Annotated in this window: 16 protein-coding genes and 1 tRNA gene; 11 read left to right on the top strand and 6 right to left on the bottom strand. The window is 72.3% G+C overall.

Features of this window, described 5'->3' with window-relative positions; all coding sequences use genetic code 11:
- Positions 1–56: 56 nt before the first annotated feature.
- The 5 genes from ACK1X7_RS16180 to ACK1X7_RS16200 all read left to right on the top strand — a co-directional run bounded on the left by ACK1X7_RS16180 (position 57) and on the right by ACK1X7_RS16200 (position 4,031).
- Positions 57–185: a lasso RiPP family leader peptide-containing protein gene (locus ACK1X7_RS16180; RefSeq protein WP_383138661.1), complete on the top strand. Its 129-nt coding sequence runs from the start codon at positions 57–59 to the stop codon at positions 183–185.
- An 81-nt stretch (positions 186–266) separates the two neighbouring features.
- On the top strand, positions 267–2,195 hold the full coding sequence (locus tag ACK1X7_RS16185) for an albusnodin/ikarugamycin family macrolactam cyclase (RefSeq protein ID WP_413115236.1): 1,929 nt from the start codon (positions 267–269) through the stop codon (positions 2,193–2,195).
- The gene (locus ACK1X7_RS16190) at positions 2,179–2,472 is read left to right on the top strand and encodes a PqqD family peptide modification chaperone (protein WP_413115237.1); all 294 of its coding nucleotides are present in this window, start codon (positions 2,179–2,181) and stop codon (positions 2,470–2,472) included. Before ACK1X7_RS16185 ends, ACK1X7_RS16190 begins: the two co-directional genes overlap by 17 nt.
- Positions 2,469–2,891, top strand: coding sequence for a lasso peptide biosynthesis B2 protein (locus tag ACK1X7_RS16195; protein ID WP_385144003.1), 423 nt, complete (start codon positions 2,469–2,471; stop codon positions 2,889–2,891). The genes ACK1X7_RS16190 and ACK1X7_RS16195 overlap by 4 nt, the downstream gene beginning before the upstream one ends.
- 90 nt (positions 2,892–2,981) lie before the next feature.
- Positions 2,982–4,031 carry a protein-L-isoaspartate O-methyltransferase family protein gene (locus tag ACK1X7_RS16200; RefSeq protein WP_413115238.1) on the top strand — a complete coding sequence of 350 codons (1,050 nt, stop codon included), beginning with the start codon at positions 2,982–2,984 and terminating at the stop codon, positions 4,029–4,031.
- Between the two features lie 34 nt (positions 4,032–4,065).
- Here ACK1X7_RS16200 and ACK1X7_RS16205 read toward each other — a convergent pair whose 3' ends face one another.
- Positions 4,066–4,743, bottom strand: a complete 678-nt coding sequence (locus ACK1X7_RS16205) for a response regulator transcription factor (protein WP_361501836.1) — start codon at positions 4,741–4,743, stop codon at positions 4,066–4,068.
- Entirely contained in the window at positions 4,744–5,925 is a 1,182-nt protein-coding gene (locus tag ACK1X7_RS16210) for a sensor histidine kinase (protein ID WP_385144005.1), read from the bottom strand.
- Positions 5,926–6,139: 214 nt separating this feature from the next.
- On the opposite strand from ACK1X7_RS16210, the gene ACK1X7_RS16215 reads away from it, so the two are divergent.
- The 3 genes from ACK1X7_RS16215 (at position 6,140) to ACK1X7_RS16225 (ending at position 8,709) form a co-directional block, all read left to right on the top strand.
- The gene (locus tag ACK1X7_RS16215) at positions 6,140–6,379 is read left to right on the top strand and encodes a hypothetical protein (protein ID WP_390794795.1); all 240 of its coding nucleotides are present in this window, start codon (positions 6,140–6,142) and stop codon (positions 6,377–6,379) included.
- Positions 6,380–6,548: 169 nt separating this feature from the next.
- Positions 6,549–8,042, top strand: a complete 1,494-nt coding sequence (locus tag ACK1X7_RS16220) for an alpha/beta hydrolase (protein ID WP_390794794.1) — start codon at positions 6,549–6,551, stop codon at positions 8,040–8,042.
- Positions 8,043–8,055: 13 nt separating this feature from the next.
- The gene (locus ACK1X7_RS16225) at positions 8,056–8,709 is read left to right on the top strand and encodes a hypothetical protein (RefSeq protein ID WP_390794793.1); all 654 of its coding nucleotides are present in this window, start codon (positions 8,056–8,058) and stop codon (positions 8,707–8,709) included.
- 83 nt (positions 8,710–8,792) lie between these two features.
- Here ACK1X7_RS16225 and ACK1X7_RS16230 read toward each other — a convergent pair.
- Positions 8,793–8,864: transfer RNA gene (locus ACK1X7_RS16230), tRNA-Val, on the bottom strand.
- Between the two features lie 285 nt (positions 8,865–9,149).
- On the opposite strand from ACK1X7_RS16230, the gene ACK1X7_RS16235 reads away from it, so the two are divergent.
- The 3 genes from ACK1X7_RS16235 to ACK1X7_RS16245 all read left to right on the top strand — a co-directional run bounded on the left by ACK1X7_RS16235 (position 9,150) and on the right by ACK1X7_RS16245 (position 11,847).
- A complete protein-coding gene (locus ACK1X7_RS16235; protein ID WP_383138647.1) occupies positions 9,150–10,448 on the top strand; it encodes a hypothetical protein in 1,299 nt (432 codons plus the stop codon).
- A gap of 65 nt (positions 10,449–10,513) precedes the next feature.
- Positions 10,514–10,747: an FmdB family zinc ribbon protein gene (locus ACK1X7_RS16240; RefSeq protein WP_385144013.1), complete on the top strand. Its 234-nt coding sequence runs from the start codon at positions 10,514–10,516 to the stop codon at positions 10,745–10,747.
- 194 nt (positions 10,748–10,941) lie between these two features.
- A complete protein-coding gene (locus ACK1X7_RS16245; protein WP_413115239.1) occupies positions 10,942–11,847 on the top strand; it encodes a DUF4383 domain-containing protein in 906 nt (301 codons plus the stop codon).
- Between the two features lie 75 nt (positions 11,848–11,922).
- Here ACK1X7_RS16245 and ACK1X7_RS16250 read toward each other — a convergent pair whose 3' ends face one another.
- From ACK1X7_RS16250 to ACK1X7_RS16260, 3 genes are all read right to left on the bottom strand, one after another.
- Complete coding sequence (locus ACK1X7_RS16250; protein ID WP_385144017.1) at positions 11,923–12,585, bottom strand: O-methyltransferase; 663 nt, start codon at positions 12,583–12,585, stop codon at positions 11,923–11,925.
- Positions 12,586–12,749: 164 nt separating this feature from the next.
- Positions 12,750–13,610 carry an HAD family hydrolase gene (locus ACK1X7_RS16255; RefSeq protein ID WP_385144019.1) on the bottom strand — a complete coding sequence of 287 codons (861 nt, stop codon included), beginning with the start codon at positions 13,608–13,610 and terminating at the stop codon, positions 12,750–12,752.
- Entirely contained in the window at positions 13,607–17,197 is a 3,591-nt protein-coding gene (locus ACK1X7_RS16260; protein ID WP_413116881.1) for a phosphoribosyltransferase domain-containing protein, read from the bottom strand. The genes ACK1X7_RS16255 and ACK1X7_RS16260 overlap by 4 nt, the downstream gene beginning before the upstream one ends.
- Positions 17,198–17,210 lie beyond the last annotated feature (13 nt).

Raw genomic sequence — 17,210 nt, forward strand, 5'->3', positions numbered from 1 at the left:
TCCACAACGCGCCCATTCCCGGGTGCGAGGGACGGAACACCATGGAGGCAGGAATCATGAACACACAGTCCACCGCTCCCGTATACACCGCTCCGATCGTCCTGAACGCCGGTGACGTCGTCGAGGTGACGTTGGGCACGAACAACTTCGACACCGCCGACGACACCCAATACAAGAACGCCTGATCCATCGGCTGCCTGGGGCCGGGCGGGTGTGCACCGCGGCCCGGCCCCGGGCTCCGGACCTGAACGGGCGCCGGGGCTTCGATGAGGTCCGTGTTGGGGCACGGCCGCCAGCAGCCCGGCGCCCGCTCCGTTTCGACCAGCAAGAGCGATAGCGACGAGAGCAGGCGGCTGGTGCGGTGGAGCACAGGATGGTACGGAGCGGGCCGACACGATCGGCTACCGAGGAACAGAAAGCCCGTACTGGGCCTGGACGCAGTGTGGACCGTTGACTGGCCCACCGACCACGTCCGATCAGCAGGCTCCGGCCCGCTGGCACTGGCAGTCATCGGTGACTGCGGCGCCGACGGCCAACAACTGCACCACGCGCTGAGGACCGTGCGGGCGAGGGACTGGACCGCGCTGACCTGCTGGCCCGGCTCCTATCTCACGATCGCGCGCAGCGGCGAATCCCTGGTAGTGATCGGCGATCTCGCCGGGCAGCACCCGGTGTACTGGCGGGCAGAGGGCACAGGAACGTGGTGGTCAACATCGGCCGGGGCGCTGGCCGCGCTGGATGGGGCACCGTTCGATCCAACCGCTCTCGCCGCTCACCTGGCCCTGGCCCAGCCGGATGTCTTGGGGCAACGGAGCCTGTTCCGCGCAGTGAGCCGCGTACCGACCGGCCGCCTGCTGCTGATCACCCCCGACGGGGCGAACACCGTCCGCTACGAGCCGGCCAACTACCAACCGTTGAACCTTCCCGATGCCGCCCCGCTGGTACGGGCTGCGCTGAGCGAAGCGGTCGATACGCGCCTGGACGGCACACGAGCGGTGAGTGCGGACCTGGCCGGGCTGGACTCCACAACGCTGGTATGCCTGGCTGCCCGCCGCGGGCCCGTCACCGCAGTCACGTTCGCCGATGCCCGGCTGAGGGATGACGACCTCGCCTATGCAGTGCGCACCGCGGCTGCGGTACCGGACCTCACCCATCACACAGTGCCTGGCTGTGACAAGACCGTGTACTACAGCGGCCTGGACGATCTGTCCACACTGCCCCTGACCGACACGCCTCACGCGTATGCGGTCACGGCCTGCATCAAACGGGCCGTGCTGGAGGCGGTCGCCCAACACCAACCGGCGGCCGTGCACTTCACCGGAGCGGCTGGGGACGCCGTACTGTCCGCGCCCTCCTCCTACCTGTCCGATCTGCTGCGCGACCGCCAGCACCGCCGGGCCCTCGCGCACGCCCACGCCCATGCTCGGCTGCGGCGCGTCTCCCCACTGACTGTGCTGCGGCGCGCCCGCCCGGCCTCGCGCACCGGCCTGGCCGACGCCTGGCGGAACACTGCCACCGAACTGCGCCAGGCTCCCCGCGCCTGGGTGCCACAGGCAGAACGCCCCATCGCCTGGACACCGCTGCTGGCCACCGCTGACTGGATGAGCCCCGAGGTGCGCCACCAACTCGCCGAGGCCCTGGATGCCGCCTCCAGCGAACTGCCCGAGGAACCCCGGCACCTGGCTGCGTGGACGGATCGGCAGGACCTCGCGAGGGTCGGGGCAGACACCAGCGGCCTAGGCGAACTCGCCCGCGCTGATCACGGCATAGAGATCGCCGCCCCCTTCCTGGACAACGAAGTTATCCGGGCCTGCCTGGCCGTCCCCGCCGAGCAGCGCGGCGCGCCAGGCCGATACAAGCCGCTGCTGGGGGAGGCGTTCGCCCACACCGGTGTCCTCCCAGACTTCGTCCTGACCCGATTGACCAAGGGCGGCTTCAACGCGCTCGCCTACGCAGGACTCACCCGGCACACGGCGGTCCTCGCCTGTCTGCTCGGCCCGTCCTCCCGCCTCTCTGCCTCCGGACTGATCACCCAGCCTCCCGTGGAACGCATGCTGCGGCGCGCGGCAGCCGGACAGGCGACCGCCCAGGGCGCCCTGCACCTCGCCGTCAGCGCCGAGGTCTGGCTGCGTCAGATGGAGACCACCACCGCCGCCTCATGGTGGGAGGTGGTCGGCCATGTGGCATCTGCGTGAGGGCGCCCATGTGGTGCTCGCCGACGAAGGCGGCGCCATCCTCGACGAGCGCACCGGCCGCTGGGCTCATCTGACTCCCACCGCAGCCGCCGCTGTCATGCTTCTGCTGGCCTCCACCACCGAGGACCAGGCGGCCGAGCAGTACGCCACTCGCTACGACATCGGCGCCGCTCAGGCCACCAACGACGTCCGCACCGTCGCTCACGCCCTCACCGCCCTGGGACTCGCCGTCGCCGAGCCCGCACGCCGTCGCCACCGGTGGGGGTGGTGGCGATGACGAGCATGGAGGCGTACTCCACCACCCGCATCGGAACCTTCCTGGAGCGCTGCGCCGCAGCCGCGGGCCTCGCGCTGGCTCTGCTGCTCTTGCGGCTTCCTTTCCGCTTCACCGTGCGTGCGGTCCGCCGGGCACGGCGGATCGGCCACCGACACCTGGCTGCCACCCAAGCCGACGTCCTGGTCATGGCGGTCAGGCACGTCGGCCGCTTGTGGCCGGGGCGGGCCGCGTGCATGGAGACCTCGCTCGGCGCGGTCCTGGCAGCCGCGCTACTCGGCCGCCGGCTGAACTGGTGCCTGGGTGTGCGGTTCTCCCCGCCGCCGGTCGAGTACCACGCCTGGGCCGAGCTGCCCGGCCATGGGCCGGTCGGCGAGTACACCGCCGCTGGGTGGCACCACCACACCGCTCTGACGATCTGACCCGCTGCCCGGGCGCAGGCCGCGTGTCCCCCACTCGCCCGGAGCAGTTGTTCGCAAACAAGTGCCCTCGTCGCCTCGAAGGAGCGAATCGTGACCACCATCGCCGATGTCGCCGAGCTCGTCCCCGAACGCCACTACACCCACCACGAAGGCCGCGGCGCCACCCCGCACCGCTCCAATCCCCAGGTGATCCACCGCGAGCTGACCACACTCGACGTCCACCCAGGCATGAACGTGGCCGAGTTCGGCACCGGCTCCGGCTACTCCGGCGCCCTCCTCGCCCAGCTCGTCGGGCACACCGGTCAGGTGACCAGCCTCGACATCGACCACTACCTGACTCGCTGGGCCAACCTCATCCACCATCAGCGGGGCCTGCGTAAAATCCGCTGCTACACCGCCGACGGCACGGCCGGGTTCCCGGACCGGGCCCCGTACGACCGGATGGTGGCCTGGTGCACGCCGCCGCTGCTCCCCGAGGCATGGGTGAGCCAGATGGTCGACGGCGGGCTGATGGTGGCCCCGCTGCCGGTCTTGCCTGTGCCCAACATGACTGTCGTCGCCAAAATCTGTGTCCGTGACGGCCAACCGACCGTGGAGGCCATCTTCACCGGCGGATACATCGAGGCGACCGCCTCGCCGAAGGGGAATCTCGATCTGCCCGGGCGGTGGGTGGACTGGGAGAATCGCGTGCCCGCGCCCTCCTGGATCTCCGTCGCCTGGCGGGAGAAGGACAACTGGCGGAACAGCGGTGCCCGCACCACCCTGGACCGGCTGCTGAAAGACGCGCACACCGAGCCTTACGGTGGGCCCGAAGTGCACTGGCCATCCTGGCGCACCTTCGTCGCGGCCAAGGGCAACCCGTATCTGACCATGGCCGGCCTACGGCCGGACCTGTGGGCGCTCGGACACTCGACTCCGGCAACCGTGGCGGTGATTCAGCAGGACGGCATGATCCTCGCTGACCATCGCGACTCACCGTCTCTGACAGTCCTGCGCGGCTGGCTCGCCGAGTGGGAGGCAGCGGGGCGCCCTGCCCCCGAGGTCCATTCCCCGCTCCTGGTCCGACGTGAGGACGGGCAGGGTCCGGTCGGCTGGGACCTACGGCTCACGAGTGCGCCCGAGACGTGTGCTGGTCCCTGAGCTGCTTCGGCCACCCGCTGTCCGCGGGTCAGGGTCATTCCTCCGCGTCGCGGACCAGGAGGGCGATCTGTACCCGGTTCTCGACCGCCAGCTTGGCGAACAGGCTGCTGGTGTGGGCTTTGACGGTCGCGACGCTGATGCGCAGCCGCTGGGCGATCTCGGGGTTGCCCAGTCCGTCCGCGATGGCCTGAGCCGTTTGGCGTTCTCGTTCGGTCAGGGCGGACAGTTGCTTCCGTGCGGCTTCGCGGGAGGAGTCGCGCGCGTGGGTGGACCGCGGGCCGGTGGCCGCGGCGATCACGCGCGCCGTGGCCGCCGGAGACAGCACGGGGTTGCCGTCCGCGACGGTCCGCACCGCGTCGAGGATCTGCGGCGGTTGGGTGTCCTTGAGGACGAACCCGAGTGCTCCGGCGCGCAGTGCGCCGAGCACGAGATCGTCGGAGTCGAAGGTGGTCAGCATGAGCACCCGCGGCGGCACCGGTCGGGTGAGGAGTTCCCGCGTCGTACTGAGACCGTCGCGGCCGGGCATCCGTACGTCCATCAGTACGACGTCCGGCCGCAGCTCGTCCACGATGGCGATCGCCGCGTCCCCGTCGGCCGCCTCCCCGACGACGGTCAGATCCGGTTCGCCGTCGATGACGAGGCGCAGCGCCATGCGCACCAGTTGTTCGTCGTCGACGACGACGACACGCACCGGTTCCCGCTCGCTGTCCACTCAGGTTCTCTTTTCGTGGGTGGGGTTCGGCCAGGGTAGTTGCGCGGTGAGGAGATATCCGTTGTCGGCCGTGCGGTGGTGGTTGAGCTTTCCGCCGGCGAGGTCGATTCGTTCGGTGAGACCGAGCAGGCCGAATCCCGATGCCGGTGGCTGCGCGGTCGCCCTGGTGGCCGGGGAGTTGTGCACGCTGACGTTGAGTGTGTCGCCAGCGGTTCCTTCGACGGCGATGCGTACGGAGGCGCCGGGGGCGTGTTTGGCGGCGTTGGTCAAGCCTTCTTGGACGATCCGGTAGCAGGTTCGTCCGACGACGTCGGACGGAACTCCCGTCACGGTGGTGGTGAGCGTGACGTCCAGTCCCGATGTACGGGCGTCGGCCACCAGGTCGGGGATTCGGTCGAGGGAGGGTTGCGGCGGTTCCGGGCGGCCCGGGTCGGCCCGGAGCACACCGAGGACATCCCGTAGCTCTTCCAGGGCTTGGTGGGAGCCGTCGGCGATGCCACGGACCAGCACGCGGTTCTCCTCGGCGGTGAGGTCGCCGCGGTGACCCAGCACTCCGGCCTGCATGGCGACCAGGGAGATCCGGTGCGCGAGCACATCGTGCATCTCGCGGGCGATCCGGTTGCGCTCCAGGGCGCGTGCCTGCGCCGCCCGCGCGCTCTGCTCCCGTTCCGCGCTCTCCGCCCGGTCCCGCAACGACCGCAGTTCGACACGGCGCGCGCCGATGGCCATGCCCACGGCCACCGCGATGCCCGCGATCAGCGCCGGGAAGGTGAGTTCGAGCCACCATGAGTGGGCCGAGCGCTGGACCGGGTAGAGCCCGCCGGAGAGTTGTGACGCGGTCACGAAGGCCAGCCCGACGACTCCGCTCTCCACCGGACGGCGAAGCGTGGAGATCGAGACCAGCGCCAGAAACGCGGCGCCGGAGGCGAGTGCCGACGCGGTCGAGGCGATCGCGACCGTCAGGGCGACGGCGAGCGGAAACCGCCGCCGCCACACCAGCACCGTCAGGCAGCCGAGAGCCACCAGCGGATCACCGATGAGGAACCACGCGCTGGTTTCGCCCGTCTGTGTCCGCAGCACCACACCGGTGGAGAGCCAGATCGGTATGCCCGCTGCCGCTGCCGCCGCCAGCCGCCAGGTCTGCTGCCACCACCCGAGCCGTGGCGCGACGTCCGTGTTCACCTGCTCATTATCGCGAGACCGTACGGCCGGTGAATCAGCCCAGGGGCGGGGGCGACCTCGACCAGAGTCGAATCGGCACCTCGTCCGTGGTCGCAGACGGTTCGAGCCGCCGGGCCGATGTGCGGGCCGCGTCCGCCCGAACAGACTCGGTCACGTGCCGAGACAGCCGGACACGAGACGGGGACGGAGAAACGCGATGCGCAGGGGTGGCTATGTGGCCGTTGAGGCGATCGGGTTGGTGATCACAGCCCTGGCCGCCCAAACGGTGATCCGCGATGTGCTCGACCAGGACTCCGAGGTGCTGTGGGGCATCGTCAACTGGACCCCTGGCGGACGTACCGGCCAGTTGATCCTCCTCGGATGCGTCGCGCTCGTGGCGATGGTGCTCGGTAGCTGGGCACATACCCGACAGAGGGCGGATATCGGGCAAAAGCCGGATACCGGGCCGGGCTGAGCCGGGCCGGACTGGGCCGGGCTGAGCCGGGCTGAGCCGGGCCGGGCTGGGCTGGGCTGGGCTGGGCTGGGCTGAGCTGAGCTGAGCCGGGCCGGTAAAGCGCGCCCCACGCGTCCCGCGTACCCCGTGCACCCCGTACACCCCATGCACCCCTCAGGAGGACCTTCACATGCGCAGAACCCTGTCCCTCGCCCTCGCCGCCACCGCGGTGGCGGCAACCTCCCTGGCGGCCACCGCGATCCCGGGAGTGCCGGTGGCGGCGGCGACGCCGGACACCGTGCGGTGGGGCCCGTGCTCGGAGAAGGCCGCCTCATCCCACCTGGAGAAGGCCATCTCATCCCGCCTCGAATGCGCGACGCTCGAAGTCCCCCTGGACTACCGGGATCCGGATGGTCGGCAGATCGAGATCGCGATCTCCCGGCTGGCGAGCGAGAAACCGTCGCAGCGCCGCGGCGTACTGCTGACCAGTCCAGGCGGCCCCGGCATCACGGGGCTGGGCTACCCGGCCGTTCTTGCCGCCTCAGGGCTGCCGCGGAAGGTGCTGGACTCCTACGACGTGATCGGCTTCGACCCGCGCGGCGTCGGCCGCAGCACGCCGGTGACCTGCGATCTGACGCCGGAGCAGCAGCAACGCGGCAACCTCCCGCCGTACGCGCACACCGCGGCCGATGTCGCGCGGGAGGCGGGGAACGCACGGACCATCGCCGGGCAGTGCGCCACCTCCCGGACGGCGTGGATGCTGCCGCACACCACCACCGCGAACACCGCGCGCGACATGGACCGGATCCGGGCGGCGCTGGGCGAGCGGAAGCTCTCGTACCTCGGCGCCTCCTACGGCACCTACCTCGGTGCGGTGTACACGACGATGTTCCCGGGCCGCGGCGACCGGATCGTACTCGACAGCAACCTGGGCCCCGGCGGTTACGACGTCACGGCCACGCGGTTGTTCGCCCGTGGGCTGGAGGACCGGTTCCCGGACTTCGCGGCGTTCGTGGCCGCGCACCCCGAGTACGGTCTGGGCACCACACCGGGGCAGGTGACCGCGAAATTCTTCGACCTCGCGAAGCGGTTGGAGGCGAAACCGGTCCAGGGCTACGACGGGAACCTGTTCCGCGGGATCACCTTCGACGCCCTCTACAGCGATGCGAACATGCCCCAACTGGCCAAGACCTGGCAGGCGCTCGACACGGACCGGCCGACGCCGCCCAACCCCCCGTTGGCGAACATGGAGAACTTCATGTCCGCCCGTTTCTCGGTGATATGCGGCGACAATCGCTGGCCGGAAACGGTCCGGGAGTACCAGCGGAATGTCGCCGTCGACCGGCTGAGGCACCCCATGCTGGGCGGGTCCTCGGCCGGTATCGGACCGTGCGCGTTCTGGCCGGACAAGCGGGTCGAGCCGCCGGTGCGCATCGGCGACCGGGGCCCGTCGAACGTGCTCATGGTGCAGAACGAGCGCGACCCCGGTACCCCGCTGGCCGGCGCCCGGAAGCTGCGGCACGCGTTCGGGAAGCGGGCCACGATGGTGACGGCCGACCAGGGCGGGCACGGCGTCTATCCGTTCGGCCCCAACATCTGCGCGAACGACGCGGTGACGGCCTTCCTGACCACCGGACAGCGCCCGGCGCGGGACCTCGCCTGCGCGGCGGAGCCGAGCGAGTAACGGGGGTCGAGTCATGTTCAAGGAACTGCGCCATCGCCGGGCGGTGCAGCGGGTCAAGCCAGGGGACGGGCGCGCACTGAAGCGTTTCCGCTGGTGGCAGATGCTTTCCCGGGCACTGTTCTACCTCCGGCTGATGAACGACGACGGCCGGCAGACGGTCTACGCCATCGATGTCAGGCACCAGAATCAGTCGTCCGGCAAGGTCATGGCCCACCTCTACCTCGATGGCAGGCATCACGCCGAGTCCAAGGTCCCCGCCGTCTTCCCCGTCCAGGGCGGCACCGTCGAAGTAAGGGCGAGCACCTTCGGGCTCAAGCGCTGCCACTACGTCACCGCCGAGCGGGCCGAACACCAACTCACCCCGGACCCCGCCTCCGCCGAAGGCCGCCGCGCCCGCCTCGACCGGTCGCACCCCGCACTGAGCCGCTGGATCGGCTTCCTCTCGGTGCTCGCGCTCGCCATCGGCCTGGTACTGCTGATCCTCCAACTCGCCGAACAGATCACCCGGGCCCCGGAGGGCCTCTCCCAGTACATCGGCACCTTCACCTCGCCCATCGACCTACCGGCCTGGGGCAACGTCGTCCTCGGGCTCTGCACGGTGGCGGCCAGCACCGAGCGGGCCCTGCGGCTGCGCTACCACTGGCTGCTCGACGGCGGGGCGGGATGAGCCGGTGAGCAGGTGCTCCCATTCGGCCACGCGAAAGCCCCGTACCGATCTCGGTGCGGGGCTCCGTTGCTGGTCGATCGCTGTGGGCGCAGACGGGTTCGAACCGCCGACATCTGCCTTGTAAGGGCAGCGCTCTACCGCTGAGCTATGCGCCCTGGGGGAGCTGTCAGCCTACAGGGTCCCCCGGGTGGTGCCGCAATCGTGAAGGGGCCGGGGAGGGGCCTGCATCTGGGGCTCGGGGGAGAGAAGTCCGCAGATCGCGAACCGAACGGAGCGCTGTGCTCGTCAGTGTCGGGTGGGAGAATGACATTCGGACCTGGGCGATCCATCGGGAGCGGGTAGTGGCGGCGACATCTACAGGGTCTGCGCGTCCATCGCGGGAGTCTGCGCGTCCGGGAGCCCGGGGGCGTCGTTCGCGCCGTCCCTCTGTACTCGGGCTGATGTTGCTGCCGGTGCCGTTGCTGGCGGTGGTGGGGGCGTTTTCGTTCGCTGGTGGGAGCGGGGGGCGGCGGTGGTTCGGGGGGCGGGGGGAGAGTCAGCGGGCCGAGGCGCAGGCGGCCAAGGACGCCGCCGCGGCGGCGTTCTATGAGCTGGACACGGCGCAGCGGGATCTGCGGATCTCCATCGAGACGATCACCGCCGTGGACGATTCGCCCGCCGCGCGCCGGACGGCGGCCGACTTCTCGGCGCTGGGGCAGCGGATCGACCAGGTCAGCCGGGACTACATCACGGCGGTGGACGCGCATGATCTGGATCGGGACGATCTGGACTCGGCGACGGCCTCCCGGGCCCGCACCGATCTGACCAGGGCGAAGGACGCGCTGGAGCGCACCAAGGCGGATCTGGACCGGTTCGCGCAGGGGCTGGGGCCGCTGCTGGAGCAGGCCGAGACGCGGCTGGCGCGGCTGGCGCCGGCGGTGGAGCGGGCCCGGCAGGCGCTGCTCGCGGCGAGTAACGCGCTGGACGCGGTGCGTGCGTCGGGGCTGCGGGCGGACGATCTGGCGGCCCGGCTGGCGGCGCTGTCGCCGGAGTTGACCAAGCTCAACCAGGGGGCCGGGCAGCACGGTGTGCAGGAGACCCTGCGGCGTGCCGACGATGTGCTGCGCAGGGCGGAGGCGGTGCGCGGGGAGGCCGAGCGGCTGCCGGAGCGGTCGGCGGAGATCGACAAGCGGCTGGTGTCGCTGCGCACCCGCGCCCAGGCGATCACCACACGGGCCGCCGGGGTCGAGCCCGTCCTCAGCGAGCTGCGCCGCCGCTACAGCGCGGCCTGCTGGCAGGATCTCCAGACGGTCCCCGCGCAGGCGGCGCGGGATGTGGCGCAGGCCGAGGAGAAGCTCAAGGAGGCGCAGGCGGCTCGCGAGGAGCAGCGCTGGCCGGACGCCACCGCGCTGCTGGCCACCGTAAGGGCGCTGCTGAACAGTACGGACGAGGCCGTCTCGGCCGCCGGGGACCGGCTGCGGCGGCTGGACGAGGTGTCGTTCGACCAGCAGAAGGAGATCGAGCGCACCCGGTTCGCGATCCGCGACGCCCAGCGGCTGGCCATGGCCGGGCGCTCCACGCCCGATCCGCGCCACGCCCGCCCGCTGGACGACGCCGTGGAGCGCCTGGAGCGGGCCATCGCGGGGCTGGAGGGGCGGCACCCGGACTGGTGGCACTTCCTCTCCGAGACGGAGGCCGTACGGCAGACCGCCGCCCGGGTCGTCCAGGGGATTCGGGAGGAGCGGGGCGGCGGGCACTGAGCCCGTGTGCCAGGGGCCCTGTCGTTCGGGGGGCTGACCTGCGGTGCGGTGGTTATGCTCCTGCCATGCCTCGCTACGAGTACCGCTGCCGCGCCTGCGGCACCACCTTTGAGCTGAACCGGCCCATGGCCGAGTCCTCCGCTCCCGCGTCCTGCCCGGACGGGCACGGCGACACGGTGAAGCTGCTGTCCACCGTGGCCGTCACCGGTGCCTCGTCCTCCTCCTCCGTCTCGTCGGCCCGGCCGCCGTCCGCTGGCGGTGGCGGTGGCGGCTGCTGTGGGGGCGGCTGCTGCGGCTGAGGGTGAGCCCGTGCTGAGCTGCGGTTGAGCCGACGGGGGCGGGGGCGGATCCTGGGAGGTACGTACCCGTGCCGCGCGTATGTCGCGTACGCGACGGTGGCGTGGCGTCCGCGGGTACCGCCTCGACCGCGAAGAGCGCGAGCAGTGCGAGCAGCGCGCAGCCGAGGTCCGGCGCCAGCAGAAGGAGGCCGGAGATGGCTATGGGCCGCCCCTCCCCCATCGGTCCTCATCCCGCCGGAGTCGCACGGCACTTCCCGGAGCGGATCGGCGCGCACACCTCGCTCGATGAGCATCTGCCGGTCGATCACCGGCTGAGCAAGTTCTATCGCGTCGGCGCCGGGCTCATGGGGCTGGTGCTCGTCGCCTTCGGCATCCTGGGCCTGATCGACCAGGTCGGCTTCTTCGACATCGGCGGCGCCACGGTCGCCGGGCTGAACACCAACGGCTCGCTGAGCGTGCTCTCCATCGTCATCGGGCTGCTGCTGTTCGTCGGCATGGTCATCGGCGGCAACTTCGCCTCGACGCTCAACCTGGTGCTCGGGATCCTCTTCCTGCTGAGCGGGTTCATCAATCTCGCGGTGCTGGAGACCACGTTCAACTTCCTGGCGTTCCGGATGCCGAACGTGCTGTTCAGCTTTGTGGTGGGGCTGCTGCTGATGTGGTTCGGCATGTACGGACGGGTCAGCGGCGGGCTGCCGCATGACAATCCGTACTGGGTCACCCGCCACCCCGAGCAGGCCGAACGCGAGGCCGTCCACGCCCGGGAGCTGATCGCCGCGCGCGGGCGCGCCGCCGAGCAGACCGGCACGGCCGCCCCGCCGGGCACTCCGCTCACGCCTGGAGTCCCGGGCGGGCCGGGCGGGCCGGGCGCCCCGGGTGGGCCCCTTCCGGCCGGTGGCGGGCCCCTTACGGCCGGTGCGGGGGCAGCGGGAGGCCGTGAGTCCGCTGAGCGCCGTGAGCCCGCCGAGGAGTCGGGCGAACGGCGCGGTCAGCCGCCCGGTAAGTGGGGCAAGCTGGATCAGCCCGGCGGCGCCGAGCCCACGGACAAGCCCGGGAGCCGCCGCTGGGCCCGGTTCCTGCGGCGCCCCCGCTCTCGCTGACGCGGTCGGCCCGGCCCCGCGACGCCCGTGACCGCGGTCGGCCCGGCCTCCGTGACGCGGTCCGGCCCCGCCGCCTCAGCCGAGGCGGCGCGCGAGCGTCAGGCCGTCGGCGACCGTGAGCATGACCGCCTCCATCCGGACGTCCGCCGCCACATGATCGTTGAACTCCTGGATCGCGGCGCCCGCGGTCGACGGCGCCGAGGCCGTGACGGACCCGTGGTAGAACACGTTGTCCGCGACGATCAGACCGCCGGGGTTCATCCGCGGGACCAGCTCCTCCCAGTACGGGATGTAGTTCGGCTTGTCCGCGTCGAGATAGGCGAGATCGATATGGGGCTCGGCGGGCATCGCGCGCAGAGTGTCCAGCGCGGGTGCGATCCGCAGGTCGATGCGGGCCTCGACACCGGCCTTGGCCCACGCCTTCCGCCCGTACGCCGTCCACTCCTCCGACACGTCACAGGCGATCAGCCTGCCGTCGGCGGGCAACGCCTGGGCCATGGCCAGCGCGGAGAAGCCGGTGAAGGTGCCGACCTCGACGATGTGGCGGGCGCCGGTCAGCCGGACCAGGAAGGCCAGCAGTGGGGCCTGCTCCTCGGCGGACTGCATCCCGGCCTGCCCGGGCAGGTCGCGGTGGGTGACCTCGACCAGCTCGCGCAGTACGGGGTCGAGCGGCGGATTGTGCCGCAGGACGTAGTCGTACAGCTCGGCCGTGATCGGTGTGCTCTTGCTCTCGGCCATCGCGGCCCCCTTCGGTCTGCTCGGCTTCCCGGGCGCGGTCGTACACGCCGAAAGTGGTGACTGTCGTGCCTGTGGTGACTGTAGCCCGGCGTCACGACAGCGCGAGAGGTTCCGAAGGGGGCCCTGGGCGGGTGGAGCGGGTGGAGGGGTGGAGGGGTGACGGATCAGTCCCGGCCACGGGAGACGGCGCGGATGACCTGGCTGCGGGCGCGCGCCCAGGTGACGGAGGAGCGTTCGCCCAGGGCGCGGACGATGGCCTCGCCCGCCGCGACGCCCGTCTCCTCGACCACGGTCACCTGGGGTGCCGTCCAGCCGGCGTCGGCCAGTTCGCCGTGGCCGGGGCGCCAGGCGCGGTCGGCCGCGAGCAGTAGATCGGTGTCGAGCAGCGAATCGCCCGCGGCGAGCACCTCGTCCGCTCCGGTACGGTTCCTGATCTCGGCGACGGCCGCGCTCTTGGTGAGCGGCTTGGGCACGGCGTAGATCTTGCGGCCCTGTAGGGAGACCGTCCAGCCGCGCGGCTCGGCCCACTGCGTGAGTTCCTTGACGTACTCCTGGGGCAGCAGCTCCCGTTCGACCACGAGATAGGCGAACAGCTCCTCGGCCACCCGCTCCTTGAGCAGCCAGGCGGGGTCGGCGGTGGCGCTGAGGTGGGCGCGCACCTCCGCCAGGGGGGCGCACTGGTCGCCGAGGGTGGTACGGACCCGCTGGTTCCAGTCGGCGTCGGGCTCGCCGTTCACCAGCAGTTGGCCGCCGTTGGCGCAGATCGCGAAGCGGGAGGCGGGGCCGGGGAGGCGGATGCGGCGGTACTGCTCGACGGTGCGGGTGGTCGCGGGGACGAAGACGGAGGTGCGGACCAGCTCGGCGAGCAGCCCGGCGGCGGTCTCGGTCATGTATGACAGCGGTCGGCCCTCGTACGTCTCGACGCACAGCAGCCGCGGGGCCTGGGCGTCCGGCATGTCGAGGCCGAGCGCGGCCGCGGAGTAGATCAGGGTGCGGTCGAGATCGCTTGCCACCAGGACGCTCATCGCGCGGCCACCGTTCTTTCGTCTCTGTTGGCGATGCCCGCCGTGTTCGCCTCGTGTGCCGTGTCTGTGGTGTCTGCTGTGCCTGCTGTGTTTGCTGTGCCTGCTGTGCCTGTGGTGCCTGTGGTGCCTGCTGCGGTTACTGCTTTTCCGTCGGCCCCGGTGGCGCCCCGGGTGTAGCGCGGGTGGATCAGCCCGACGCAGGTGTACGGAAGCCCGTCGATCTCCTCGACCGGCACTCCGCGCTGCTCGGCGAGCAGCCGCACATGGTCCAGGTCGGCGCCCGCGCCGCGCTGGGCGAGGATCTTCCACGGGACGCGGCGCAGCAGCACCCGGGTGGTCTCGCCGACGCCCGGCTTGACGAGGTTCACGTCGTGGATGCCGTACTCCTGGCTGATCCGCTCCACCGCGGCCCATCCCTCCCAGGTGGGGCTGCGGTCGGTGGCCGCGAGCTGCCCGGCGTCGGCCATGGCGGCCTCGGCGACCTCCGCGAAGCGGCCCGAGACGGTGTCGAGGAAGTATCCGGAGACATCGGAACCGGCGAGTTCGCGGTAGTACTTCGCGCCGTGGAAGTCGTTCGGGCCGACGAGGTCGGCGCGGAGCACCGTGCGCGATATCAGCCCGGAGACGGTCGAGTTGAGGCATGCGGAGGGGACGAGGAAGTCGTCCCGGGTGCCGTAGGTGTCCACACAGCGGCCGGGGTCGGCGAGGACCGCGATCCGCGGATCGAAGTCCGGGTACGGGGCGAGGGCGTCCGACAGCTCGCGGGTGATGGCGCCCTTACCGGTCCAGCCGTCGACGAAGACGACGTCGGCGGGGTCGTGGTGGTCCGCCAGCCAGCGCAGCGCGGCGGTGTCGATACCGCGGCCGCGCACGATGGAGACCGCGTAGTGGGGGAGGTCGAGCCCATGGGCGTGGTGCGCCCAGCGGCGCATCAGCACCCCGACGGGGGTGCCGGCGCGGGCGAGCGAGACGAGGACGGGACGCGGGGAGCGCTCGGCGAGCACGGTCTCGGTGACCGCGCCGACGGCACGGGCGATCCGGGCGGCGGAGGCGTCGAGGGCGGCCCGGAAGAGCGCCTGGTAGCGCTCGTTCGGCTGGTACTCCACGGGCAGCGACTCGGCGTAGTGCGCGCCCCCGCTCTGGATCGCCTCCTCCCGCTCCTCGGTGGGCGCTTCGAGGGTGACGTGCGAGAAGTCCTGGAGCAGCCAGCCGACCTCTTCGGGCGCGTAGGACGAGAAGTCCGGTCCGCGCAGGGGCTCGTACGACGGTTGGTGCATGGGCGGGGCCTGTCGTTCGGGGACGGTGCGGGGGGTGCGGGGGGTGGGTGGGGTCTGGGGGCGATACGCCGGCACGACGGCCAGGACCAGTCGGTCCGTGTGCGCGCTCAACGCGGCGAGCAGCCCGCCGGGGGCGTGCAGCGCGGGCGTGTCGGCGGTCGAGTCGACGATGGCGACGACGGCGTCGAAGCGGCGGCCCGGATCGGCACCGGGCGCCACGTTGTAGGCGTAACGCGGCCCGGGGCCGTCGGCGGGCTCGTCGTGCGCGGGGAACGTCAGCCGGGTGCGGATGGCGTACCCGGGATCGTCGACGGCGAGCACGGGCGAGCGGGTGGTCGTCGAATACCGCACCTCGACGTCCTCGACGCCGTCGAGGACGTCGTCGAGCGCCTTCGCGATACGCAGCGGCGCGTACATCAGCTCCTCGAACCCGAGGACGAGGACGCGGCGGCGGGGCGGCCGGGGCCGGGTCGGGACGGTGGCGCGGGCACCATCGACCTGACCCGGCCCGACCGGGGCGGGCACGGTCCTTCGCGGGGCCACGGCGGGGTCGTCGGCGGGCGAGGTCGGGTGGCCTGGCGCGGCGTGTCCCCCGGGAGCCGCCGGGGCGCCATCGGCGGGCGCGGCCGGGGCGCCATCGGCGGGCGCGGCCGGGGCGCCGTCGGCGGGCGCGGCCGGGGCGCCATCGGCGGGCGCGGCCGGGGCGCCATCGGCGGGCGCGGCCGGGGCGCCATCGGCGGGCGCGGCCGGGTGCGTGCCCCGGCCGCCCGTCGCTCCCTCCGGGGCATCGCCCCGGCCCCGGAGCCCGTCCCCGGCGGGCGTGGCTCGGTGGTCCGGCACGGCATGGCCCCCCGGGGCCGCCTGGGCGTCGTCGGCCAGGCCGTCCGGAGCAGGTGTCGCGTGCCCCTTGGGCGACATCGGGGCACCGTCGACAGGCGCGGCCGAGTGCTCCGGCGCTTGCGCCAGCGCGTTCGCGAGGCGGGTGGCCATGGCGGGGAGGGCCGCTTCGAGGCGGGCGCGGTGGGCGGGGGTGAAGCCGTGGCGGCCGCCGTCCGGGAGCCCTTCGGGCCAGCCGAGATCCACACGGACCACGGCCGGACCCGCGTCGGGGGCGACGCCTGCCGGGAGTGCCGTGGGGGCGGCGCCCGCCGGGGGTGCCGAGGAGGCAGCGCCCACCGGAGGCGCCGAGGAGGCAGCGCCCACCGGAGGCGCCGAGGAGGCAGCGCCCACCGGAGGCGCCGAGGAGACGGCGCCAGCCGGAGGTGCCGTGGAAGCAGCGCCCACCAGAGGCGCCGAGGGCACGGCGCCCACCGGAGGCGCCGAGGAGGCAGCGCCCACCAGAGGCGCCGACGGGGCAGCGCCCACCGGAGGCGCCGACGGGGCAGCGCCAGCCGAGGGTGCCGCAGAGACGGCGCCCACCGGAGGTGCCGAGGAGGCAGCGCCCACCAGAGGCGCCGAGGGCGCGGCGCCAGCCGGAGGTGCCGTGGAAGCAGCGCCCACCAGAGGCGCCGAGGGCACGGCGCCCACCGGAGGTGTCGAGGAGGCAGCGCCCACCAGAGGCGCCGAGGGCGCGGCGCCAGCCGGAGGTGCCGTGGAGGTGGGGGCGACCTCGTGGTCCGGGGCGGCTGCCTCGTGTGCGGCCACCAGCTTCGCGCCGCGTTCCAGGACGTCGTCGGGGAGGTGCACCACTCCGGCCGCGGCGGCGACCAGGTCGACGCGGGCGCCCAGGTCGGCCGCGAAGGCGTCCAGGCGGGCGCGGTCCTCGGACGAGCGCATGTCCACCAGCGCCACCACCACATAGTGGTCACGGGGGAAGCGGCGGTGGAGGGCGGCGATGGTGTTCAGGACCGTACGGCCCGTGGAGAACTCGTCGTCCACGAGGACCAGGGGGCCCGTCGAGGCCAGGAGCCCGGGGTCCTCGGGGAGCAGCAGATGGGAGGTGGCGTGGCTGTGCTCCTCCTCGAAGCCGCCCACCGTGGCGACGCCCGGAACCGGGCGTCGGGTGGAGTGGAGGTACGGGGCGAGGGCGAGCCCGTCGGCGACGCTGTGGCCGAGGCCGGTGGCGGTCTCGGCGTACCCGAGCACCACCGCGCGCGCCGCCGCCTCGTCGCCCAGCAGCTCGCGCACCCGGCGGCCGAGCCGTACGCCCGCGTCGTGGACGATGGCGGGGCGCTGCGGGACATGCTTGCCGAGCACGTTGGAGACCAGCAGATGCGCCCGCTTGGGGTTGCGCCGCAGGGCGAGACCCAGCAGCTCGCGCAGCTCGGCGCCACCGTCGCCGCCCAGGCCGCTGACGCTGTCGCCGCCCAGGCCGCCGTCGTTC

The sequence above is a fragment of the Streptomyces sp. CY-1 genome (genome assembly GCF_047218265.1).
Taxonomy (GTDB): Bacteria; Actinomycetota; Actinomycetes; order Streptomycetales; family Streptomycetaceae; genus Streptomyces; species Streptomyces niphimycinicus.

Excerpts from the sequence above, each read along its gene's own strand:
- ACK1X7_RS16180 (WP_383138661.1), top strand. The coding sequence starts at position 57 with ATGAACACACAGTCCACCGCTCCCGTATACACCGCTCCGATCGTCCTG.
- ACK1X7_RS16185 (WP_413115236.1), top strand. The coding sequence starts at position 267 with ATGAGGTCCGTGTTGGGGCACGGCCGCCAGCAGCCCGGCGCCCGCTCC.
- ACK1X7_RS16190 (WP_413115237.1), top strand. The coding sequence starts at position 2,179 with ATGTGGCATCTGCGTGAGGGCGCCCATGTGGTGCTCGCCGACGAAGGC.
- ACK1X7_RS16195 (WP_385144003.1), top strand. The coding sequence starts at position 2,469 with ATGACGAGCATGGAGGCGTACTCCACCACCCGCATCGGAACCTTCCTG.
- ACK1X7_RS16220 (WP_390794794.1), top strand. The coding sequence starts at position 6,549 with ATGCGCAGAACCCTGTCCCTCGCCCTCGCCGCCACCGCGGTGGCGGCA.
- ACK1X7_RS16225 (WP_390794793.1), top strand. The coding sequence starts at position 8,056 with ATGTTCAAGGAACTGCGCCATCGCCGGGCGGTGCAGCGGGTCAAGCCA.
- ACK1X7_RS16235 (WP_383138647.1), top strand. The coding sequence starts at position 9,150 with ATGTTGCTGCCGGTGCCGTTGCTGGCGGTGGTGGGGGCGTTTTCGTTC.
- ACK1X7_RS16240 (WP_385144013.1), top strand. The coding sequence starts at position 10,514 with ATGCCTCGCTACGAGTACCGCTGCCGCGCCTGCGGCACCACCTTTGAG.
- ACK1X7_RS16245 (WP_413115239.1), top strand. The coding sequence starts at position 10,942 with ATGGCTATGGGCCGCCCCTCCCCCATCGGTCCTCATCCCGCCGGAGTC.
- ACK1X7_RS16250 (WP_385144017.1), bottom strand. The coding sequence starts at position 12,585 with ATGGCCGAGAGCAAGAGCACACCGATCACGGCCGAGCTGTACGACTAC.
- ACK1X7_RS16255 (WP_385144019.1), bottom strand. The coding sequence starts at position 13,610 with ATGAGCGTCCTGGTGGCAAGCGATCTCGACCGCACCCTGATCTACTCC.